Here is a 21,015-nt window from a genome sequence, read left to right as displayed (position 1 = left end):
GGGGATCCCTCCCGTCAGTAGGCCACGGTGAACCGGCCGCGGTGCCGTGGCTGTTCGGCCTCGTCCAGCAACGCCACCGCGAAGTCCTCCATGGAGATCGCGGACTCGCCCTGCTCGTCGGCCAGCAGGTCGTCCTTGCCCACCCGGTACCGGCCGGTGCGCACCCCGGGCTCCAGCAGCATGGGCGGGCTCAGGTAGGTCCAGTCCACGCCGGTACTGGCCTCGGCGACGGCCAGCTGGTCCTTGCAGGCCAAGGCGATCGGGCGCAGGTGGGCGGGGAAGTCGGCGGTGTGCACGAGCAGTTCGCCGCCCGCCACCCGCAGGCTGGCCGAACCGCCGACCATCAGCAGCCGGACGCCGGTGTCGCGCAGGGCGCTGAGCATGGCCTTGGCGACCTGGACCAGCTCGGGCTCCCGGCCCGGTCGCGGGCGGGTCGCGGTGATCACCAGGTCCTGGCCCTCGGCCAGTTCGGCGACCGCGGCCGGGTCGGTGGCGTCGGCCGCGCGGTGGACCGCCGAGGGGTGCAGGGCCGGGAAGCGGTCGGCCGAGCGGGCCACCGCGGTGACCTGGTGGCCGCGGGCGAGGGCCTCGGTGACGACCCGGCTGCCGGTCGCGCCGGTGGCGCCAAAAACGGTGATGCGCAAGGGAATCAGCTCCTGACGAGGGTGCGGGAGGGGAGTTGGGCGGTGACCACGGCGGCCAGCACGACCAGGCCGCCCAGGCCCTGGACCGGGGTGAGGCCCTGGCCGAGGACAAGCCAGCCGAGCAGGGTGGCCACCAGCGGGCTGAGCAGGCCGAGGAAGGTGACCTCGGTGGGGGAGAGGGCGTTGATGCCGCGGAACCACAGCGCGTAGGACACGGCCGCGCCGATGATCGCCAGGTAGCCGTAGCCGAGCAGGTTCGCCCCGGTCAGCACGGGCGGCGGCGGGCCTTCCACCAGCAGGGTGACCGGGAGCAGGACCAGGCCGCCGGCGACCAGCTGCCAGCCGGTGACCGCGAGCAGCGGGGCGTCGGCGCGCCAGCGCTTGCTGAGCACCACGCCCAGGGCCATCACCACCGCGCCGCCGAGCGCGGCGGCCACGCCGAGGCCGTCCAGAGCGGCGTCGGCGCGCAGCACCAGCAGGCTCACCCCGGCGAGTCCGGCCAGCGCCGCGAGCACGGTGCGCCTGGTCAGCCGGGTGCCGAGCAGTCCGGCGGAGAACCCGGCCACCAGCAGCGGCTGCACCGCGCCCAGGGTGGCCGCGACACCGCCGGGCAGGCGGTAGGCCGCGACGAACAGCAGGGCCAGGAAGATGCCGATGTTGAGCGTGCCGAGCACGGCGGCGCGCCACCACCACTGGCCACTCGGTAACCGGCGGGTGATCAGCACGAGCAGCAGACCCGCCGGCAGCGCGCGGAGCACGGCGGCCAGCAGCGGGCGGTCCGGTGGCAGCAGCTCGGTGGTGACGAGGTAGGTCGATCCCCAGATGGCGGGGGCCAGTGCCGTGACCAGCAAGACCCCCAGGCGATTGCTTAGCACTAAGGCAATGTATCTCACCGCTAAGACATCGCTAAGCCATTTAAGATGGGTGCGTGACAGATCACGTCGACCGCGTACTCGCGCAGTGGGCCGCCCAGCGCCCGGACCTGGACGTCTCCCCGATGGCCGTGCTCGGCAGGCTGGGCAGGGCAAACCGGCTCACCGGCACCGCGATGGCCCGCACCTTCGCCGACCACGGCCTGGACCGGGCCTCCTTCGACGTGCTGGCCACCCTGCGCCGCAACGACCCGCCGCACCGGCTGACCCCGGCCGAGCTGATGCGCTCGGCCATGGTCACCTCCGGCGCGATCACCCAGCGGCTGGACCGGTTGCAGTCCCGCGGCCTGGTCACCCGCGAGCCCAGCCCCACCGACGGCCGGGTAGTGCACGTCCAGCTCACCGCCGAGGGCAAGGCGCTGATCGACCGGGCGCTGCCCGACCACGTGGCCACCGAGGAACGCCTGCTCGCCGGACTCACCCCGCAGCAGCGCACGGACCTCGCCGACATCTTGCGCACCCTGCTGACCTCCTTGGGCGATACCGTTTTCTGACATGTGGACCTGGGATGCGTCGCTGTACGCGGGCAGCGCGGAGCACTACGCGCGCGGCCGCCTCGCCTACCCGGCCGAGCTCGCCGACGCGCTGGCCGCGCAGCTGCGGCTGGACGGCACCGGCCGCCTGCTCGACATCGGCTGCGGCCCCGGATCATTGACCCTGCCGCTGGCCCGCCTGTTCCAGGAGGCGGTTGGCGTGGACGCCGACCCGGACATGATCACCGAGGCCGAGCGGCAGGCGGCCAAGGCCGGGATCAGCGACATCCGCTGGCTGCACCTGCGTGCCGAGGAGTTGCCCGCCGGGCTCGGGACCTTCCGGCTGGTCACCCTGGCCCAGTCCTTCCACTGGATGGACCGGCCCACGGTCGCGAAGGCGGTGCGCGGCATGCTGGCCGAGGGCGGGGCCTGCGCGCACGTGCACGCCACCACGCACCAGGGCACCGAGCCCACGGTCCCGCTGCCGCATCCCCGGCCGCCGCACGAGAAGATCACCGGGCTGGTGCGCGAGTTCCTCGGCCCGGTGCGCCGCGCGGGCCAGGGCCACCTGCCGCAGGGCACCGCCGGAGGGGAGGCCGAGGTCTACCGCGCCGCCGGGTTCACTGGTCCAAGGCGGATCGAGGTGCCCGGCCAGGTGGCCATCCGCACGCCCGATGAGGTCGTGGCCGCGGTGTTCTCCCTGTCCAGCTCGACCCCGCACCTGTTCGGCGACCGCCGCGCGGAGTTCGAGGACCGGCTGCGGCGACTGCTGGCGGCGGCCAGCCCGAGCGGCCGGTTCAGCGAGCAGTTCGACGCGGTTGCCGTCGACCTCTGGCTGTGAAGGCTCTCAGCAACACCTCGCTAGCTTCGGCGTGTGAGATCAACTCCACGCAGGGTCCTCGCGCTCGCCCTCGCCGCCACCCTGCTCACCCCCGGCACCGCCGCCGCGGACACCCGCCCTGACCTCCAACGTGAACTGGACGGCATGGTCGCCGCGGGCGTGCCCGGCGTCATGCTCGCCGTGCACAACGGCGACCGGGTGCACCGGGCGCAGGCGGGCGTGGCCGACCTGGACACCGGCGCGCCGCTGCCCGCGCAGGGCCGGTTCCGGATCGCCAGCCTGACCAAGATGCTGGTGGCCACCGTGCTGCTGCAACTGGTGGACAAGGGCGAGCTGGCGCTGACCGACACCCTCGGCCAGCGGCTACCCGGCCTGGTCCCCGGCGGCGACGACATCCGCGTCGAACAGCTGCTGCACAACACCAGCGGCCTGACCGACTACCTCAACGCGCCCGAGTTCGCCGACCCCGCCGATTACGTCCACCGCCGGTTCACCCCGGAACAGCTGGTGCGCACCGCCAACGCGCTCGGCCACGGCCAGCCGGGCAGCTGGAAGTACGCCAACACCAACTACATCCTGCTCGGCCTGCTCATCGAGCGGACCACCCGCGACAGCCTGGCGAACCAGCTGCGCCACCGGGTGTTCCGGCCGGCGGGCATGCACGCCAGCGAACTGCCCCAGCTGCCGCTGCTGTGGGGCCCGCACGCCTCCGGCCACTACCGGATCGACCCCGGCCCCCGGACCGAGCTGACCCACCTGGACCCCTCCTTCGCCTGGGCCGCCTACGGCGCGGTGTCCACTGTGGACGATCTCCGGCGCTTCCACACCGCGCTCGCCGACGGCCGCCTGCTCCCGGCCCGGCTGGTCGAGCGGATGCGCACCGAGGTCGTGAGCACCGGCCATCCGGCGTGGCCGCGCTACGGCCTCGGCCTTGAGGAGATGAGCACCACCTGCGGCGTGCGGCTGTGGGGGCACACCGGCGCCATCCCCGGCTACTCGACCATGGCCTTCGCCACCGCCGACGCGAAACGGCAGGTGATCATCTCCAGCTCGCTGTTCAGCCCGAAGGACGGCAAGCAGGTGCTGCACATGGTCAACGTGATCAACCTGGAGTTCTGCGGCGAACCTTGGCGGCCGCCGAGCTGACCACCCTCAAACCCCTTGCCCTGGCAGCACAATCCGCCGGGCACGCCATCGCCTTCGCCACCGGCCAACTACTGCGCGATGTGGTCGAGGCCGCCGGTTTCACCGCCTTCCCAGTGGGTTCCGGCGGCCCCGACCAGGGCAGCGAGATCACCCCGCTCGCGCCCATCGACCCGGAACGGGAACGCCGCGACCTGCGCGAGGCCTTCGGCAGGCGGATCACCACCGACCAACTGCCCGCCAAGCTGGAGCTGATCCGGCAGTGGCGGCCGGACGTGCTGGTCAGGGACGAGACCGACTACGCCACCGGCATCGCGGCCGAGGTGCTCGGCCTGCCCTGCGCCACCAGCACCTGCATGCCCGCGGGCGGGTTCGCCACCACCGAGGTCGTCGGCGAGCCGCTGCACGAGCTGCGCGCCGCCCACGGCCTGCCACCGGATCCGGAGCTGAGCGCGCTGCGCCGCCTGGTGCTGTCCCCGCTGCCACTGTCCTTCCGCGACCCAGCCGACCCGCTGCCCGCCACCGCCCGCGCCTTCCGTCCCCTCCTCCCGCAGCGCCCGGCCGGGACCCCGGACTGGGTCATCCCCGGCCGCCCGACCGTCTACTTCACCCTCGGCACGATCTTCAACCGCGAGTCCGGCGACCTGTTCCACCGGGTGCTCACCGGCCTGCGCGAACTGGACGCCGCGGTGCTGGTCACCCTCGGCCGCCACCTCGACCCCGCCGACCTCGGCCCGCAGCCCGCCCACGTCCGGATCGAGCGCTACCTGCCGCAAGCCGAGGTGCTCCCGCACTGCGACCTGGTCGTCTCCCACGGCGGCTCCGGCAGCGTGACCGGCGCGCTGGCACACGGCCTGCCCAGCCTGCTGCTGCCGATGGGCGCTGACCAGCCGTACAACGCCGCCCGCTGCGCCACGCTCGGCCTCGGCAACCACCTCGACCCGACCACCGCCACCCCAGCGGAAATCCGGGCCGCCGCGGCCGCCCTGCTCGCTGACCCTGGATACGCCGAACGTACCCAAGACTTCGCCAGGGAGATCGCGGCGCTGCCCGGCCCGGACACCGCGCTCGACTGGATCACCGCGATGCGCTGATTCGCCCGGGGTGTCGATCTGCGGCAGGCTCGTTCGTCGGGTGACCGACAGCCGGACCGAAAGGGAACTCCGTTGACCGAACCGCAGATCGAGACCCGCGCCGCCCAGCCCTACCTGGGCGTCACCGCCACGGTCACCATGACCACCTTCCGCCTCGTCGCCGACCGCATCGGCGAGATCATTGGCCTGGTCATGGGCCGGGGCGGGAACCTCGCGGGCGCCCCGTTCTTCCGCTATCACGTCATCGACATGGCGGGCGAGCTCGTGGTGGAGGCCGGGGTGCCCACCACCGAGCCGATGACCGGCGAAGGCGACATCACCCCTGGCGAGCTGCCCGCCGGGCGCTACGTCACGCTCACCCACACCGGTCACCCCGACCAGCTGATCGAGGTCACCGACAACCTGCTCAAGTGGGCCGAGCAGCAGAACCTGACCTGGGACCTGCGCACCTCCGACCGCGGCGAGCACTGGGGCAGCCGGATCGAGAGCTACCTGACCAACCCGCAGGAAGAACCCGACATGAGCAAGTGGTCCACCCAGCTGGCCGTCCGGCTCGCCGACTGAAAGCAGCGTGCCCATGCCTGACACGGTGACCGTCAACGGCGTGCCCACCTGGTACGACGTCCGCGGCGACGGCGAACCCCTTGTCCTGCTCCACGGCGGCATGACCGACGCCCGCTGCTTCGCGGGCAACCTGGACACCCTCGCCGAGCAGTTCCGCCTCTACCTGCCCGAACGCCGGGGCCACGGCCACACCCCCGACGTCGAGGGCCCGATCAGTCACGACCTGATGGCCGCCGACATGATCGAGTTCATCGACGCCGTGGTCGGCGGCCCGGTGCACCTGGCCGGGTACAGCGACGGTGCGGTGGTCGCCCTGCTGCTCGCGCACCGGCGGCCGGACCTGGTGCGCAAGCTGGTGCTGATCAGCGGCGCCTACGACCACTCGGGCTGGCTGATGACCCCGGAGCCCGGCGGCGAGATCCCCGAGGTGATCACCCGCGCCTACGCCGAGGTGGCCCCGCACCCGCCGGAGCACCTCCAGGTGGTGATGGCCAAGCTCGCCGCCTCCGCCGCGGCCGAGCAGCTGCTCACGACCGAGGACCTGGCGAAGATCGGCGTGCGCACGCTGGTGGTGGCCGCCGACGACGACATCATCAGCCTGGAGCACACCCTCGCGCTCTACCGCGGCATCCCGGACTCCGAGCTGGCCGTGGTGCCCGGCACCTCGCACGCGCTGCTGGAGGAGAAACCCCTGCGGTGCCGGGAGATCGTGGGCGAGTTCCTGCGAGATGAAGCCGTGCCCACCTGGATACCGATCCGACGCGCAGGCTGAATCCGCGAGGTGGATGATCTCGCCCATGGGCGAAGTCGCGATCGACATCGACAACCTCACCAAGGACTACGGCAGGCGACGCGCCCTCGACGCGCTGACCCTCCAGGTCCGCACCGGTGAGGTCTTCGGCTTCCTCGGGCCCAACGGCGCGGGCAAGACCACCACCATCCGCATCCTGCTCGACCTGCTGCGCCCCACGTCCGGCCGGGCCACCGTGCTCGGCCTGGACGTGCGGCGGCAGGCGATGGCCCTGCACCGCCGGATCGCCTACGTGCCAGGCGATGTCGCGCTGTGGCCGCAGCTCACCGGCGGCCAGGCCATCGACGCCCTGCTGCACCTGCACGGCGGCCCCGGCGACCAAGCCCGGCGGGCCGAGCTGATCGAGCGGTTCCAGCTCGACCCCTCGCTGCGCTGCCGCACCTACTCCAAGGGCAACCGGCAGAAGGTCGCGCTGGTCGCCGCCTTCGCCACCGGAGCCGAACTGCTCATCCTGGACGAGCCCACCAGCGGCCTGGACCCGCTGATGGGGGAGACCTTCCGGGACTGCGTGCGCGAGGCCCGCGAGGACGGCCGCACGCTGTTCCTGTCCTCGCACATCCTCGGCGAGGTCGAGTCGATCTGCGACCGGGTCGGCGTGGTCCGCGCCGGCGAGCTGGTCGACAGTGGCAGCCTGGCCGAACTGCGGCACCTCTCCGCCTACACCGTGGAAGCTGAACTGGCCCGCACGGTGCAGACCGACGGCCTGCCCGGCGTCACCGGCGCCACCCTCACCCAGTCCGAGGACGGTCGCTACCGGCTGACCTGCCGCGCCCAGCCGGGCGCCATGGACGAGCTGCTGACCGCACTGGCCGCCGCCGGGGTGCACACCCTGACCAGCAGGCCACCCACGCTGGAGGAGCTCTTCCTCGGCTACTACACCGAGGCCGCCCGGTGAACGCGCTGCTGCTGCGGCTGACCCTGCGCCGGGTCTGGGTGCGTTGCCTGTCCTGGGGCGCCGCGATCGGCGTGCTGATGATCGTCGGCATCGCCGCCTACCAGGAGGCCTTCCCCGACCCGGCCCAGCGTGCGGCCACCATCGCCGCGCTGGCCGGCCAGCCCGCGCTCTACGCCACCCTGGGCGCGCCCGGCGACATCGGCAGCCTCGGCGGGTTCGTCACCTGGCGGATGGGCCAGTTCGAGTGCGTGGTCATCGCGCTGTTCGCCATGCTCACCCTGGCCCAGCTGACCAGGGGCGATGAGGAGAACGGCCTGCGCGAGGCGCTCTGGGCCGGCGCCGTGCGCCGCACCGCGCCACTGAGTGCCGCCCTGCTCGTGGTCGGCGCCGGCACCCTGCTGCTCGGCGCGGTGATCACCACGGTGATGCTCGCCGAGGGCACCCCCGCGCTGGGCGCGGTGCTCTTCGGGGCCGCCTGCGCCGGGGCCGGACTCGCCCACCTGGGCATCGCCGCGCTGGCCAGCCAACTAGCCACCTCCCGCCGCGCGGTCAGCGGCCTCACCGGCGCGGCGCTGGCCACCGGCTACGTGCTGCGCACCCTGGCCGACGCCAACAGCGAGGTCTCCTGGCTGCGCTGGCTCAGCCCGCTCGGCTGGGCCCAGCGGGTGGACGCCTACACCACCAACCGTGCCTGGCCGCTCCTGCTGCTGCTCGGCCTCACCGCGCTGACCATCGCCGCCGCCCTGGCCATGGAGGCCCGCCGTGACCTGGGCGCCGGACTGCTGCACGCCCGCCCCGGCCCAGCGCACGGCCGGTCCTTGCGCGTGGTCGAACTGCTCACCCTGCGCCTGCACACCGGAGCCATCCTCGGCTGGGCACTCGGCCTGGCCGTGCTGGCCGCCTCCATCGGCGCCATCGTGGACGGCGTCTCCGGCATCCTGGCCGGAAACTCGCAGCTGGGCGCGATGCTCGCGGCGATCTCCGGCGGCGAGCGGCGGTTCACCGAGGCATTCCTGGCCACCCTGTTCCAGATCATCGGCCTGCTCATCGCCCTGGTCGCCGCCCAGGCCGTGGTCAGCGCCCGCGAACAGGAACGCACCGGCCAGGCCGAGGTGCTGCTGGCCCGCCCGCTGACCAGGGCCCGCTGGCTGGGCGCGCACCTGCTCACCGGCCTGCTGGCCGCGACCCTGACCGCCACCGTCGCCGGGTCCGCGGCCGCGCTGTCCTGGTGGGCCAGTGGCGGCCACGACACCTCGGTGCTGGTCGCCGCCGCGCTGAACACCCTGCCCGCCGCCGCGGTGTTCGCCGGGCTGGCCACCCTGCTGATCGCGGTGCTGCCCCGCTGGGCGGCCACCCTCGGCACGCTGCTGCCGATGGCCGGTTTTGTGCTCGCCCTGTTCGGACCGCTGGCCGGCCTGCCTGCCTGGCTGCTCGACGTGTCCCCGTTCCGGCACCAGGCCCTGCTACCGGCCCAGCCCTTCGACGGCACCTCCGCACTGGCCCTGCTCGGTGTGGCCGCGCTGTTCGCCGCCGCCGGATTGGTCCTCATCCAGCGCCGTGACCTGCGGATCGGCTAACTCGGTTGAGCACCACAGGTGGGGTTGGTTGGCTGCGCCCATGCTCCCCGACCTCACCCGCCCCGACGCCGCCGTGGCCCTGATCGGCCAGTGGACCAGCGCCGACCCCACCACCGAGCTCGACCGGCTCACCGCCGAGCCCCTGCCGGAGGGCTGCCTGGCCCGCGCGCACTACCTCGGCACCGACGGCACCAGCCTGCTGCACTACTCGCAGTGGGCCACCAGTGCCGCCGCCCGCGCGCACGCCGCCACCGCGCCGGTCCCGCTGGCCGAGTACCGCCGCTACCGAAGCCAGGTCGACGCCACCGGACCGGCCGGGTGCGTGGTCATCGCCGCGATCGACTTCGACCGCCCGGACGCCCAGCGGCAGCGCGACTTCGTCGACGAGATGTTCGCCGCGGGGGAGCAGGCAGAGGCCGAAGGCGTGCGCATCCCGGGACTGCTGGCCGCGCACTTCCACCTCAGCGTCGACGGCACCGGCGTGCGCAACTACGCCGAGTGGACCGACCCGGCCGCCCACCTGGCCTTCACCGGCGTCCAGGAGAGCCCGGCCTGGCGCCGGTATCGGCCACACCCCGCACCAGGGCACTGACAAGTCCACGACCAACGGCCATGTTCCGTTCACCGGAACACCTCTTACGGTCGGCAGAATCCCGCCGTTCCCGAATCCAGGAGGCAGGTCACCGGTGAACCTGATCAACAACGGCGACGCCGAGCGCGGCACCGGCGGCGCGGGGGAGCCCACGCCGACGGTGCCCGGCTGGCAGACCGTCGAGGGCGCCCCCGCGCTCATCCGCTACGCCGCGGGCGGCGGCTACCCCACCAGCACCGACCCCGGCCCGGCCGACCGGGGCGCCCAGTTCCTCAGCGGCGGCAACAGCCCGCGCACCCGGCTCACCCAGACCGTGCGGCTGCCACCCGGCTCGGTGTTCCGGCTCTCCGGCTGGCTCGGCGGCTACGCCACCCAGCAGGACGGGGTCCGGTTGTCAGTGGAGTTCCTCGACCACACCGGCTACCCGATCGGCCTGGCCGTGCTCGGCCCGGTCACCGCCCAGGAACGTGGCCTGCGCACCGGAATGGTCGAGCAGACCACCACCGGCCCGGTCCCCGCGGGCAGCACCCGAGCCCGGATCACCCTGCTGTTCACCCGCTCCGGCAGTGGCACGTCCAACGACGGCTACGCGGACAACCTCAGCCTGACCGTGGGAGCCCGCTGATGCTGAACCGACGCACCCTGCTCCGCGGCGCGGCCGCCGCAGGCGCACTGGGCACCGTGTGGCCGCTGTCCGACGCGCTCACCCCGGCCCAGGCCTACGCCGCGGCCGCCGACCTCGGCGTCTCCTACGACCCGAAACCCTTCACCCTCGGCGTGGCCTCCGGCGACCCGATGCCCACCAGCGTGGTGCTCTGGACCCGCCTGGCCCCCGACCCGCTGGCCGCCGAACAGCCGCTGCCCGCCGCGGTCGAGGTCAAGTGGACCGTGGCCGAGGACCGCGAACTGCGCCGCACGGTCGCCTGTGGCACCACCCCGGCCACCTCGCTGCTCGGGCACAGCGTGCACGTGCCGGTGCACGGCCTGCGGCCCGGCCGCACCTACTACTACGCCTTCGAGGCCCTAGGCCAGCGCAGCCGTCTGGGCCGCACCCGCACCGCACCGGTCGGCCGGGTGGACAAGGTCCGGTTCGCCTCGGCCAACTGCCAGGCCTTCCACGACGGCCTCTACGCCGCCCACCGGGGCATCGCCAGGGAGAACCTGGACTTCGTGGTGCACCTGGGCGACTACATCTACGAGCACGGCAAGGTCGGCGGCAGCCACATCCGCGACCACGACGGCCCGGAGATCCTCACCCTGGCCGACTACCGCAAGCGGCACGCCCTCTACAAGGGCGATGCGTCCCTGCGCGAGGCGCACGCCGCGCACCCCTGGTACCTGACCTGGGACGACCACGAAGTGGTCAACGACCACAGCGGCACCGAGGGCTCCGCGCCGTTCGTCAAGCGCCGCGCAGCGGCCTACCAGGCCTGGTACGAGCACATGCCCGCGCGCGCCGACACCGGCCTGCCGGACATCCAGATCTACCGGCAGCGCCGCTGGGGCGACCTGCTCGACCTGTCCATCCTGGACCTGCGTCAGTACCGCTCCGCGCAGAACCTGCCCGACGGCACCATCCTCGGCGCCGAACAGCGCGCCTGGCTGGGCAGCCAGATCGACTCGCCCAGTAACGCCTGGCACTGCTGGGTCAACTCGATCATGCTAAGCCAGCTGGCCAAGCCCGGCGGCGGCTACTACTTCACCGACCAGTGGGACGGCTTCCGCACCGAACGCAACAGCGTGCTCGGCCAGGCCCACCGCAAGGGTCTGGAAGACCTGGTGGTGATCACCGGCGACTGGCACTCCGCCTTCGTCGACGACATCCGCCCAGACTTCGACAACCCCGACGCCCCGGTCATCGGCACCGAGTTCACCGCGCACTCGGTCACCTCCGGCGCCTACTCCGCGGAGTGGAACAAGACCAACGGGCCGGTGATGGGCAAGGCCAACCCGCACCTGAAGTACTTCGAGGGCAACCGCTACGGCTACGACGTCTACGAGGTCACCCCGCAGCGCTGGTCCACCCACATGCGGGTGATCGGCGACCGGAAGGTGGCCGACTCCCCGGTCAGCACGCTGACCACCTTCCACGTCGACCGCGGCAAACCGGGCAGCTACGAGGACCCGGCCACCGTCGGCTCCGCCGCGCAGTACCGGCGGGCCTGAACCCTGGTCACGATGGCCGTCACGCCGAGGCGCGCACGGCCATCGTGACCCCCAGGGCCAGCATGGTCACCGCGATCAGCGAGTCCAGCACCCGCCAGGCCACCGGCCGGGCGAACACCCCAGACAGCGAGCGCGCCCCGAAGCCCAGCACCCCGAACCACAGCAGGCTGCCCGCCACCGCGCCCGCGGCGAAGAACCAGCGGGCCTGCCCGTAGCCGTTGCCGACCGAGCCCAGCAGCAGCACGGTGTCCAGGTAGACGTGCGGGTTGAGCCAGGTCAGCGCCAGGCAGGTGAGCACGGCGGCCCGCAGCGAACCGCCGCTGGCACCCCCGGCGTGCAGGGCCTCCGGGCGCAGCGCCCGGCGCGCGGCGAGCAGACCGTAGCCGATGAGGAAGACCGCCCCCGCCCAGCCCACCACGGTCAGCGCGGCCGGCCACAGCGCCAGCAGCCCGCCGACACCGCTGATCCCGGCCACGATCAGCACCGCGTCGGAGACCGCGCAGATGCCCACCACCGGCAGCACGTGCTCCCGGCGCAGGCCCTGGCGCAGCACAAACGCGTTCTGCGAGCCGATCGCGATGATGAGGGACAACCCGGTGCCCAGTCCGGCGGCCAGCGGTGTCAAGTATCCGTGCACGTTCTTGACGCTAAGGAGCGCGGATTCAGCAGGCCAGCTAAACATTCTTCACTATCATTAGCCATCGTGATGGACGAGCTGCCCTTCGACCAGGTCCGCACCCTGCTCGCCGCGGTCGACGAGGGCACCTTCGAGGCCGCCGCCCGCGCCCTGCACGTCACCCCCTCCGCGGTCAGCCAGCGGATCAAGGCCCTGGAACAGCGGGTCGGCCGGGTGCTGCTGCAACGCGCCAAACCGGTCCGGCTCACCCCCTCCGGCGAGGTGGTGGCCCGCTTCGGCCGGCAGCTCGCGCTGCTCGCCCGCGACGCCCGCGCCGAGCTCGGCCTGCCCGAGGACGGCCGGCCCACCGTGCTGCCGGTCGCGGTCAACGCCGACTCCCTGGCCACTTGGTTCCTCACCGCGCTGACCAGGGTCCCCGAGCACCTCCAGGTCTGCTTCGCGCTGCGCAGGGAGGACCAGGACCACACCACCGACCTGCTGCGCGAGGGCCTGGTGCTGGCCGCGGTCACCTCCAGCCCGGAACCCGTGCAGGGCTGCTCGGTGCGGCCGCTGGGCCGGATGCGCTACCGGGCGATGGCCGGCCCGGCCTTCGTCGAACGCTGGCTCACCGGCGGCCCACTGGCCGAGCTGCTGCCCGAAGCGCCGGTGGTGCTCTTCGACGGCAAGGACGACCTGCAGCACCAGTTCGCCCGCGCCCGCACCGGCCGCGACCCCAGCAACCGCCGGCACCTGGTGCCCGCCTCCGACATCTTCCTGGCCGCGGTCGTGCAGGGCCTGGGCTGGGGCATGATCCCGGACGTGCAAGCCGGTGACCACGCCGCCCGCGGCCTGCTGGCCGACCTCGCCCCGGCGCACCCGGTGGACGTGCCGTTGTACTGGCAGCAGTGGAAACTCGACTCCCCGTCGCTGACCGCCCTGGCCGAGGCGGTGGCGCGCACCGCGGCCGAACACCTCGCCCCACTGCCTTGACCTCACTGCCTTGACCTCCACTTGGCTGGAGGTAGCACGCTGCCGGCATGCCCCTTTCCGAAGACCTGCCGCCCGATACCCCAGCTGTGGTGCTCGACTACTGGTTCGCCCTGGAATGCCCCTGGCTCGGCTGGTTCGACTGACCCGTAATTCGGCGGCGCCACCCACCCCGGATGCCTAAGCTGCGGCCATGCGGGATCTGCGCGCGCTGCCCAAGGCCCATCTGCACGTGCACCTGGAGAGCACCCTGCGCCCGGCCACCCTCCGGGAACTGGCCGCCCGGCACGGGGTCGAGCTGCCCAGCGGCTCCGCCTTCCACGGCTTCCGCGCCTTCGCCGACGCCAACTCCCGCATCCGCGACTGCCTGCGCGACCCGGCTGACTTCCGCCGTCTGGCCCGCGAGTTCTGCGCCGACGAGGCCGCCCAGGGCACCCGCTACGCCGAGATCCGGTTCACCGCCGCCGCGCACGGCGAACGCCTCGGCGACCTGGCCATGCCACTGACCGCGGTGCTGGAAGGACTGGCCGAGGGCGAGGCCGAACACAACATCCAGGTCCAGGTCATCCTCGACCACTCCCGCCGCCGCTCCGTGGAGCGCGCCCGCCGCACCCTGGAGCTGGCCCGCAGGTTCCCGGAGCGGGTGATCGGGCTGGACATGGCGGGGGAGGAGACCTACCCGCTGGCCCCGTTCGCCCAGGTCATCGCGGAAGCCAAGGACGCGGGCCTGCACCAGGTGCACCACGCGGGCGAGTGCTGCGGCGCGGACAGCATCCGGGAAGCGCTGACCCTCGGGCACACCGAACGCCTCGGCCACGGCTTCCGCGTGCTGGAGGACCGCGAACTGACCGCCGAAGTCGCCGACCGCGGCATCCCGCTGGAGGTCTGCCCGTCCTCCAACGTCACCCTCGGCCTGGTCCCGAGCCTGGCCGGTCACCCGCTGCCCGACCTGCTCGCCGCCGGACTGGTGGTCACCCTCAACACCGACATCCCCAACTTCACCGGCACCACCCTCGCCGAGGAGTACCAGCGGGCCCGCGACACCTTCGGCCTGACCGACCCGCAACTGGCCGACCTGGCCCGCGACGCCGTGGACGCCTCCTTCGCCCCGGGTGCGACCAAGGCCGCCCTGCGCCGCGACATCGATGCCTGGAGCGCCGCACCGCCCACGCCGCCGATGCGATAGACAAGGCGGCGTGCCCAACCTCGTACTCGGTCCGCTGCTGCGCCACGTCGACGACAACTCGGCCACCGTCTGGGTGGAGACCGACCGCCCCGGCACCGTCCGGGTGCTCGACGCCGAAGCCACCACCTTCCAGGTCGCCGGCCACCACTACGCGCTGGTCGTGATCAGCGGCCTGACCCCGGACACCGAACACGAGTACCAGGTCCACCTCGACGGCGAAGCGGTGTGGCCGCAGCCCGGCTCGGCCTACCCGCCCAGCGTCATCCGCACCCTGCCCACCCACTCCGACCACCCGGTGCGGGTCTCCTTCGGCTCCTGCCGCTTCGCCCAGCCCGAGGACGCCAAGCGACGCGCCACGGTCGGCTACTGCGCACTGTCCGCGCTGGCCAACCGCCTCATCACGCAGCCGGTGCGGGAACGGCCGGAGGCACTGCTGCTGCTCGGCGACCAGATCTACGCCGATGAGACCACCGACCGCACCCAGCAGTACCTCAAGCAGCGCCGCGACCTCAGCCAGCCACCCGGCGTGGAGGTCGCCGACTACGAGGAGTACACCCAGCTCTACCGGGAGAGCTGGACCGAACCCGAGGTCCGCTGGCTGTTCTCCACCGTGCCCACCTCGATGATCTTCGACGACCACGACGTCCGCGACGACTGGAACACCTCGGAGATCTGGCGCCAGGAGATGGCGGCCAAACCCTGGTGGGCCAAGCGGGCCCGCGGCGCACTGGCCTCGTACTGGGTCTACCAGCACCTGGGCAACCTCGCGCCGGCCGCACTGGCCAAGGACGAGCTGTACCAGCAGGTCCTGGCCCTGCACGGGGCTGACGCCCAGGACCTGCTGGAGTCCCACGCCGCCCGCTGGGACACCGAGATCGGCGAGCACAAGCACGCCCAGTGGAGCTACTGCCGCGACTTCGGCCCGGTCCGCCTGCTCATGGTGGACAGCCGCGCGGGCCGCATCCTCACCGGCGGCCGCCGCAAGATGCTCGACGACGAGGAGTTCACCTGGCTCACCGCCCAGCTCGACGGCGCGGGCAGCGAGTACCGCCACCTGCTCGTCGGCAGCTCCCTGCCCTGGCTGCTGCCGCCGGTGATCCACCACCTGCAGGCCCGCAACGAGCACGCCGCGCACCGCCCCGGCTGGCGCGGCCGCCTGGCCGAACGCATCCGCCAGGCAGGCGACTTCGACCACTGGGCCAGCTTCCGCGAGTCCTTCGACCAGCTCTCCCAGTTGCTGCACCAGACCGCGGCCAAGACCGACGGCACGGTCGCCGTGCTCTCCGGCGACGTCCACCACAGCTACGTCGCCCGCACCACCGAGCAGGCCCCGGTGCACCAGCTGACCTGCTCCCCGCTGCGCAACGCCGAACCGGACCTTTTCAAACCGGCCCTGCGCCTGGCCTGGTGGCGCGCCCTGACCGCGCTGTCGCACGCCTGGGCCCGCCTCTCCGGCGTCCCAGCCCAGCCCACCCACTGGACCAAGATCACCGGCCCTCATTTCGGCAACCTGCTCGCGACCCTCAACCTCACCGCCACCGAGGCCACCCTGACCTTCGAGCGCGCCAGCGAAACCAGCCTCACTGAGGTCTGCCGCCTACCTCTGCGCTGACTCCGGTTCCTCCGGCAGGTGCAACACCGTCGGCCGATCCGCCTCGAACGCCCGAGCCAGCTCCACCCGCAACTCCGCCGCCCCCGCCACCCGAACCCCGTGACACCCCAACGCCCGCCCCAGCGCCGCGAAGTCCGGCGAAGGCAGGTCCACCGCGTGCACCGGATCCGCCCGAGCCACCATCTCCGCCTTGATCTCCCCATACCCGGCGTTGTCCACCACCAGCACCGGCAACGCCAGCCCCAGCTGCGCCGCCGTGGCCAACTCGGCGACGGTGAACATCACCCCACCGTCCCCGAGCAAGGCCGCCGTCCGCACCCCCGGACAGGCCACCGCCGCCCCAATCGCCGCGGGCAACCCATACCCCAACGTCCCGAACCCAGTCGGATACAGAAACCCACCCGGCCGCTGGATCGGCAGGTTGGTCAGCGCGCCGTAGTAGCAGGCCATCGCACTGTCCGCGCCCAGCACCCCGTCTCCGAGGAACTCGCCCAGCACCTCCAGCAGCCACAACCACCGAGCCCCCTCAGCCCGCCCCTGCTCCCGCAACCGCCCCCGCCACCGAGCCGCCCGCTCCACCCCGTCGCCTGGTCGGTCGGCCAGCCGGGGGAGCAGCTCCGTCAGCACCGCCCCGACATCCCCCACCACCTCCACCCCAGGTGTGGCGTTGACCCGCAACTGCCCCGGATCCACATCCACCCGCACCAGACACCCCGGCTGAGCCAATGGCTCCACCCAGAAGTCACTCGGCGCCAGCTCACTGCCCAGCACCACCAGCACATCGCAGTCCCGCACGAACTCCGCCACCCCAGGCAGATGCACCCCCGCCCCCAAGCTCAACGGATGCCCCTCGGCCAACACCCCCTTCCCGTTGGCTGTGCTGACCACCGGCGCCCCCACCCGCTCCGCCAGCTCCCGAACCAGCCCCGCCGCCCCCTTGGCACCCCCACCAACGAGCACCCCAGGCCGCCGCGCCGCCCCCAGCACCTCAGCCAGCCGTGCCAATGCCGCAGGCTCCGCCCGCACCCGGGGCACCACCACCGGCACCCCCACCTCAACCTCGCCAACCTCGGCGAGCACATCCACCGGCACCTCCAGGTGCACCGGCCGAGGCCGCCCCGCCCGGAAGAACGCGAACGCCTCAGCCACCACCGCCGGAATCTCCGCCACCGAGGTGACCCGCACGCTGTACGCCGCGATCGCCCCCATCGCCGCCGACTGGTCCTTCATCTCGTGCAGGAACCCGTTCCCCCGCCCCGGATGCCGCAACGGCAACCCAGGAGAGATCAACAACACCGGCACCGAGTCCGAGTACGCCTGCCCCACCGCCGCCGCCGCGTTCAACGTCGCGGGCCCCGAGGTCACCACACACACCCCAGGCCGCCCACTGACTCGTGCGTACCCATCCGCGGCGTAGGCAGCCCCCTGCTCATGCCGGGTGCTCACATGCCGAACCCCAGCCTCAGCCAGGTGCCGGTAGATCTCCAGGTTGTGCGTGCCCGGTATCCCGAACACGGTGTCCACCCCATGCGCGACCAACGCCCGCACCACAGCCTGCCCACCGGTCACCCGCACCACGCCACCCCCTGCTCAACCCCGGAGACCACGTCCCGAGCCGCCAAGACCACGTCCCGAGCCGCCAAGACCACATCTCCGGCCCCCGGCACCATCTCCGGCCCCCGGCACCGTCTCCGGCCCCCGGCACCGTCTCCGGCCCCGGGTACCGCGTCTCCGGCCCTCGAGTCTCGCGCACCAGCCACCACCGCCTGCTCCCAGTCCTCGCCCCCCGCCGCAGCGGCCCCGCCCCTCGCCTCAGGGGCCCCCACCCCCGGGTTGGCACGCTCCGCCGTCCCCCCCCCGACACCAGCGCCCAACTTCCCAACGCCAGCGATCGGTTCATCGACGCCACCGCCCACGTCCCCGCCAGTGCCCACCTCCCCGCCAAGGCCGAACTCGCCAACGCCAGCCATCAGGTCACCGGCCGCGGTGCCCAGCCTTCCAATCCCAGCCCCCAGCTCACCACCCCCGACCCCAGCGTCCAGCCAACTGGTCCCGGAGGCCAACCTTCCAACCCCGGTCGCCAGTCCAACCTCCCCGGGCACCGGCAGCGCATCCACCGCCCCCGCCCCCGACGGCCCCATCCGCACCGGATCGGCCTCCCCTCAGCAACCTCCGGCCCCGCCGGCGCCAACTCCACTGCGACGTCCCGGCACGCCTCAGCCAACGTGCCCCCGATCCCGAACAGCACCACGGCCCAGAACGTCGGATCCCGCCGGAGCCCCACGATCGGCCGGCCCCCGGCTGATCCTGCATCTCCAGCACATACCCGCGCTCGCCGAGCCGCCCCTCCATCTCGCCGCAAGCGCCAGCGGCACCGGATCCGCCCGCACCGCGTCCTGCTCGATCCAGCCCGCCTTCAGCACGAACCACCCGCGCAGCCAACAACTCGCTTCGCGAGCTCATCCGCTGCGCCGCTCGATACGGCGACCCGAGCGCGCACAGCAACTCTCGTGCACTCGAGTAGGTGATGAGACCGCCGTCTGACTCACTCCAGTAGGCATTGACCCCGGCAACAGCACCCACCACACCGTCACTCACCGCGCCGTCGCACGCCATCCGGCTCGCCCCGCTGATACCACCCGCGTCAGCGGGCGGATCCCCGCCGCAGCGGACTCCCGGGCGAGCCGGATGAAAGCCCGTTGTTCCGCGATGAGCCTGAGCCCGTCCGGGACCTGACGCACTGCCACCTCCAGACGCTGTGACTGATCAATCAGTCAGCAGCAATCTGGTACGACGGTGCCGGGATGTCAAGGGAACGGGGGACCCAATGCTCGACCACCTCGTGCTGGCGACGCCGGACTTGGTTGGCACCGTCGACCTGGTGCACCTCCTTTCCGGCGTCCGCCCGGTACCAGGCGGACGCCATGACGCGTGGGGGACGGCGAACTACTTGCTCGGTCTGGGTGAGCAGACCTTCTTGGAGATCATCGGACCGGATCCGGACCGCGTGGCCGAGCCGACCGTGTTCGGACTCGGCACGCTGACCGGACCCAGCCTGATGACCTGGGCCGCCCGCGCCACGGACATCGACGCGAGCGTGGCCGCCGCCCGCGCCCGCGGCGTCGACCCGGGCACACCGCAGGCAATGGGACGTGTCACCACCGACGGACGACGACTGAGCTGGCGGCTCACCCCGCCAGGCACTGGGGTCGTCCCGTTTCTGATCGACTGGGGTGACACGGCACACCCTGCCGGGAACCTTCCGGTGGCGCCGCTGGTGGAGCTGCACGCGATGTCCCCGGATCCGGAACCGCTTCGCACCACCCTGGCTGCACTGGACGTCACGTTGCCGGTCCGTCCAGCCAACCGCGTCGGCCTGAGATCAGTCATACACGGTCGAAATGGCGAATTCGAATTGATCACCGGCTCTTAGGCCTTTCTGACCCAATCGTGTCATTCCGTGTTCGCCCAGCGAAGAATCGGTCGTATACGGACCATTGCGTCTGCTTTGGTGTATGTATGCGCGCCCACTACGACGACATCGCCGACTGGTACGAACACGACTTCCTTGTCGCACAACGGGATTCAGATCCGCTGCAGCCGGAAGCGCTGCTGACCGACCTGCTCGGCTCAGGCGCCGGGCCGTGCCTGGAAATAGGCTGTGGAACCGGCGCGCATGCCGATCGACTCCGCACGCTGGGCTGGGACCCGTTCGGACTCGACATTTCCTGCGGTATGCTCCGTCATGCGTCGGCGAAACTGCCCGTGGCTCAAGCCGACGCCGAATCCCTGCCCATCGCCGACAGTTCACTGGCGTCCGTCATGACGGTGCTCACCCATACCGACATGTCCGGCTATCCGGCGGTGCTCTGCGAGGTGGCCCGAGTTCTGCGCCCTGGCGGCGTGTTCGTCCACCTCGGGGTGCACCCGTGTTTCTGCGGCGGTTTTGCCGACCGGTCTGACCCGGCGGCCATAGTGATCAAGCCCGGTTACCGGGACGCCCATTGGACGACCGCGTCGTGGACCGCACAGGGGTTGCGCGACAAGGTCGGTGCCCACCCACCGCCCACTGCCGCAGCTGCTCCACGACTTCCTGGCCGCCGGCCTGGTGCTGGAGCGTTTCGGCGAGGGTGGAGCTCCGACGCCGACGGTGTTCGGAGTGCGAGCACGAAAGGAGTGACTGCCGATGACGAACGGCGCCTGAGCATCACGCCGACGGTTCGGGCTACCCGGTGAACAGGCGGTCCAGGTAGTCGCGGAGGACGCGTTCGGCCGCCGTGCCGTCGCGTTGTCCACCGGCAACGCTGGAGACCAGGCCGCCGGTGAGCGCCACCAGGGTGGTGGCGGTGATCGCCGGGTCTCGGTCGGCGTCGATCTCGCCTGCCTCCTGGGCCAGGCGGATCTGGCCGGCCAGGTACTGCTCGAGCTTGTCCGGGGTGGTGCCGAAGTTGCGGCTGGCGAATGCCGGGTCGGAGATCATCAGGGCCTGGTAGGCGACCAGGGTGAGCTGGACGCGGTGGCTTTCCTCATCGCTGGGCAGCAGGCCGATCAGTGCCGCGTACAGGATGCTGCGTGGTGTTGGCGGCAGGCCCGCCTTTCGGATGCGGTCGAGCATGCGCTCGTTGAGCTTGTCGACCAGCCGGGTCAAGCCGTTGAGCAGCAGCTCTTCCTTGGTGTGGAAGTAGTACTGCACCAGGCGCAGTGAGACGCCGGCTTCGGCGGCGACCTCGCGCATGCTGGCGGCGTGCAGGCCACGGGTGCCGGCGATGCGCAGCAACGCCTCGGCGATCTCGGCACGGCGCTGCTCATGATCAACCAGTTTTGGCACGGCGCACACCCTACGACACCCAGCATCATGGTACGCTCGTATCATAACGGACGG

22 protein-coding genes are annotated in these 21,015 nt (G+C 72.1%); 16 read left to right on the top strand and 6 right to left on the bottom strand.

The window, feature by feature from the left end:
* Positions 1–14 precede the first annotated feature (14 nt).
* Both ACWDY5_RS14985 and ACWDY5_RS14980 read right to left on the bottom strand, forming a co-directional pair.
* The gene (locus ACWDY5_RS14985) at positions 15–644 is read right to left on the bottom strand and encodes an NAD(P)-dependent oxidoreductase (RefSeq protein ID WP_449722769.1); all 630 of its coding nucleotides are present in this window, start codon (positions 642–644) and stop codon (positions 15–17) included.
* Between the two features lie 5 nt (positions 645–649).
* The gene (locus tag ACWDY5_RS14980; RefSeq protein WP_449722768.1) at positions 650–1,519 is read right to left on the bottom strand and encodes an EamA family transporter; all 870 of its coding nucleotides are present in this window, start codon (positions 1,517–1,519) and stop codon (positions 650–652) included.
* A gap of 53 nt (positions 1,520–1,572) precedes the next feature.
* Between ACWDY5_RS14980 and ACWDY5_RS14975 the strand changes: the two genes are divergently transcribed.
* The 11 genes from ACWDY5_RS14975 to ACWDY5_RS14925 all read left to right on the top strand — a co-directional run bounded on the left by ACWDY5_RS14975 (position 1,573) and on the right by ACWDY5_RS14925 (position 11,732).
* Positions 1,573–2,070 carry a MarR family winged helix-turn-helix transcriptional regulator gene (locus tag ACWDY5_RS14975; protein ID WP_449722767.1) on the top strand — a complete coding sequence of 166 codons (498 nt, stop codon included), beginning with the start codon at positions 1,573–1,575 and terminating at the stop codon, positions 2,068–2,070.
* 1 nt (position 2,071) lies between these two features.
* The gene (locus ACWDY5_RS14970) at positions 2,072–2,890 is read left to right on the top strand and encodes a methyltransferase domain-containing protein (RefSeq protein ID WP_449722766.1); all 819 of its coding nucleotides are present in this window, start codon (positions 2,072–2,074) and stop codon (positions 2,888–2,890) included.
* A gap of 33 nt (positions 2,891–2,923) precedes the next feature.
* Complete coding sequence (locus tag ACWDY5_RS14965; RefSeq protein ID WP_449722765.1) at positions 2,924–4,036, top strand: serine hydrolase domain-containing protein; 1,113 nt, start codon at positions 2,924–2,926, stop codon at positions 4,034–4,036.
* Positions 4,018–5,127 carry a glycosyltransferase gene (locus ACWDY5_RS14960; RefSeq protein WP_449722764.1) on the top strand — a complete coding sequence of 370 codons (1,110 nt, stop codon included), beginning with the start codon at positions 4,018–4,020 and terminating at the stop codon, positions 5,125–5,127. The genes ACWDY5_RS14965 and ACWDY5_RS14960 overlap by 19 nt, the downstream gene beginning before the upstream one ends.
* A 72-nt stretch (positions 5,128–5,199) precedes the next feature.
* Positions 5,200–5,691 carry a GyrI-like domain-containing protein gene (locus tag ACWDY5_RS14955; protein ID WP_449722763.1) on the top strand — a complete coding sequence of 164 codons (492 nt, stop codon included), beginning with the start codon at positions 5,200–5,202 and terminating at the stop codon, positions 5,689–5,691.
* A gap of 13 nt (positions 5,692–5,704) precedes the next feature.
* Positions 5,705–6,463, top strand: a complete 759-nt coding sequence (locus ACWDY5_RS14950; RefSeq protein WP_449722762.1) for an alpha/beta fold hydrolase — start codon at positions 5,705–5,707, stop codon at positions 6,461–6,463.
* Positions 6,464–6,488: 25 nt separating this feature from the next.
* Positions 6,489–7,397 carry an ATP-binding cassette domain-containing protein gene (locus ACWDY5_RS14945; protein ID WP_449722761.1) on the top strand — a complete coding sequence of 303 codons (909 nt, stop codon included), beginning with the start codon at positions 6,489–6,491 and terminating at the stop codon, positions 7,395–7,397.
* Entirely contained in the window at positions 7,394–8,974 is a 1,581-nt protein-coding gene (locus tag ACWDY5_RS14940; RefSeq protein ID WP_449722760.1) for an ABC transporter permease, read from the top strand. Before ACWDY5_RS14945 ends, ACWDY5_RS14940 begins: the two co-directional genes overlap by 4 nt.
* Positions 8,975–9,014: 40 nt before the next feature.
* The gene (locus ACWDY5_RS14935; protein WP_449722759.1) at positions 9,015–9,566 is read left to right on the top strand and encodes a hypothetical protein; all 552 of its coding nucleotides are present in this window, start codon (positions 9,015–9,017) and stop codon (positions 9,564–9,566) included.
* A gap of 94 nt (positions 9,567–9,660) precedes the next feature.
* Positions 9,661–10,191, top strand: a complete 531-nt coding sequence (locus tag ACWDY5_RS14930; protein ID WP_449722758.1) for a hypothetical protein — start codon at positions 9,661–9,663, stop codon at positions 10,189–10,191.
* Entirely contained in the window at positions 10,191–11,732 is a 1,542-nt protein-coding gene (locus tag ACWDY5_RS14925) for an alkaline phosphatase D family protein (RefSeq protein WP_449722757.1), read from the top strand. The genes ACWDY5_RS14930 and ACWDY5_RS14925 overlap by 1 nt, the downstream gene beginning before the upstream one ends.
* 19 nt (positions 11,733–11,751) lie before the next feature.
* On the opposite strand, the gene ACWDY5_RS14920 is transcribed toward ACWDY5_RS14925, so the two are convergent.
* Positions 11,752–12,369, bottom strand: coding sequence for a LysE/ArgO family amino acid transporter (locus tag ACWDY5_RS14920; protein WP_449722756.1), 618 nt, complete (start codon positions 12,367–12,369; stop codon positions 11,752–11,754).
* Between the two features lie 69 nt (positions 12,370–12,438).
* Here ACWDY5_RS14920 and ACWDY5_RS14915 point away from each other — a divergent pair, with 69 nt between their 5' ends.
* The 3 genes from ACWDY5_RS14915 to ACWDY5_RS14905 all read left to right on the top strand — a co-directional run bounded on the left by ACWDY5_RS14915 (position 12,439) and on the right by ACWDY5_RS14905 (position 16,133).
* Positions 12,439–13,338, top strand: a complete 900-nt coding sequence (locus ACWDY5_RS14915; protein WP_449722899.1) for a LysR family transcriptional regulator ArgP — start codon at positions 12,439–12,441, stop codon at positions 13,336–13,338.
* 190 nt (positions 13,339–13,528) lie between these two features.
* On the top strand, positions 13,529–14,521 hold the full coding sequence (gene add / locus ACWDY5_RS14910) for an adenosine deaminase (protein ID WP_449722755.1): 993 nt from the start codon (positions 13,529–13,531) through the stop codon (positions 14,519–14,521).
* Positions 14,522–14,531: 10 nt separating this feature from the next.
* Positions 14,532–16,133 (top strand): alkaline phosphatase D family protein, encoded by a 1,602-nt coding sequence (locus ACWDY5_RS14905; RefSeq protein WP_449722754.1) that lies wholly within the window; start codon positions 14,532–14,534, stop codon positions 16,131–16,133.
* On the opposite strand, the gene ACWDY5_RS14900 is transcribed toward ACWDY5_RS14905, so the two are convergent.
* Both ACWDY5_RS14900 and ACWDY5_RS14895 read right to left on the bottom strand, forming a co-directional pair.
* Positions 16,119–17,702: a thiamine pyrophosphate-binding protein gene (locus ACWDY5_RS14900; protein WP_449722898.1), complete on the bottom strand. Its 1,584-nt coding sequence runs from the start codon at positions 17,700–17,702 to the stop codon at positions 16,119–16,121. The two genes, ACWDY5_RS14905 and ACWDY5_RS14900, sit on opposite strands and share 15 nt — an antisense overlap.
* A 400-nt stretch (positions 17,703–18,102) precedes the next feature.
* Positions 18,103–18,417, bottom strand: a complete 315-nt coding sequence (locus ACWDY5_RS14895) for an acetate--CoA ligase family protein (protein ID WP_449722753.1) — start codon at positions 18,415–18,417, stop codon at positions 18,103–18,105.
* A gap of 543 nt (positions 18,418–18,960) precedes the next feature.
* On the opposite strand from ACWDY5_RS14895, the gene ACWDY5_RS14890 reads away from it, so the two are divergent.
* Positions 18,961–19,566, top strand: a complete 606-nt coding sequence (locus tag ACWDY5_RS14890; protein WP_449722752.1) for a VOC family protein — start codon at positions 18,961–18,963, stop codon at positions 19,564–19,566.
* A gap of 86 nt (positions 19,567–19,652) precedes the next feature.
* Entirely contained in the window at positions 19,653–20,369 is a 717-nt protein-coding gene (locus tag ACWDY5_RS14885) for a class I SAM-dependent methyltransferase (protein ID WP_449722751.1), read from the top strand.
* Here the strand turns inward: ACWDY5_RS14885 and ACWDY5_RS14880 are convergent.
* Entirely contained in the window at positions 20,359–20,961 is a 603-nt protein-coding gene (locus ACWDY5_RS14880) for a TetR/AcrR family transcriptional regulator (protein ID WP_449722750.1), read from the bottom strand. The genes ACWDY5_RS14885 and ACWDY5_RS14880 overlap by 11 nt on opposite strands.
* Positions 20,962–21,015 lie beyond the last annotated feature (54 nt).

This window comes from Crossiella sp. NPDC003009, assembly GCF_053591555.1.
Note: the sequence above shows the minus strand (reverse complement) of the source record. Positions and strands in the feature narration are given on the sequence as shown.

Bases quoted from the DNA above. Each gene is read 5' to 3' on its own strand.
- ACWDY5_RS14970 (WP_449722766.1), top strand. From the start codon at position 2,072: ATGTGGACCTGGGATGCGTCGCTGTACGCGGGCAGCGCGGAGCACTAC.
- ACWDY5_RS14950 (WP_449722762.1), top strand. From the start codon at position 5,705: ATGCCTGACACGGTGACCGTCAACGGCGTGCCCACCTGGTACGACGTC.
- ACWDY5_RS14945 (WP_449722761.1), top strand. From the start codon at position 6,489: ATGGGCGAAGTCGCGATCGACATCGACAACCTCACCAAGGACTACGGC.
- ACWDY5_RS14935 (WP_449722759.1), top strand. From the start codon at position 9,015: ATGCTCCCCGACCTCACCCGCCCCGACGCCGCCGTGGCCCTGATCGGC.
- ACWDY5_RS14925 (WP_449722757.1), top strand. From the start codon at position 10,191: ATGCTGAACCGACGCACCCTGCTCCGCGGCGCGGCCGCCGCAGGCGCA.
- ACWDY5_RS14915 (WP_449722899.1), top strand. From the start codon at position 12,439: ATGGACGAGCTGCCCTTCGACCAGGTCCGCACCCTGCTCGCCGCGGTC.
- add (WP_449722755.1), top strand. From the start codon at position 13,529: ATGCGGGATCTGCGCGCGCTGCCCAAGGCCCATCTGCACGTGCACCTG.
- ACWDY5_RS14890 (WP_449722752.1), top strand. From the start codon at position 18,961: ATGCTCGACCACCTCGTGCTGGCGACGCCGGACTTGGTTGGCACCGTC.
- ACWDY5_RS14885 (WP_449722751.1), top strand. From the start codon at position 19,653: ATGCGCGCCCACTACGACGACATCGCCGACTGGTACGAACACGACTTC.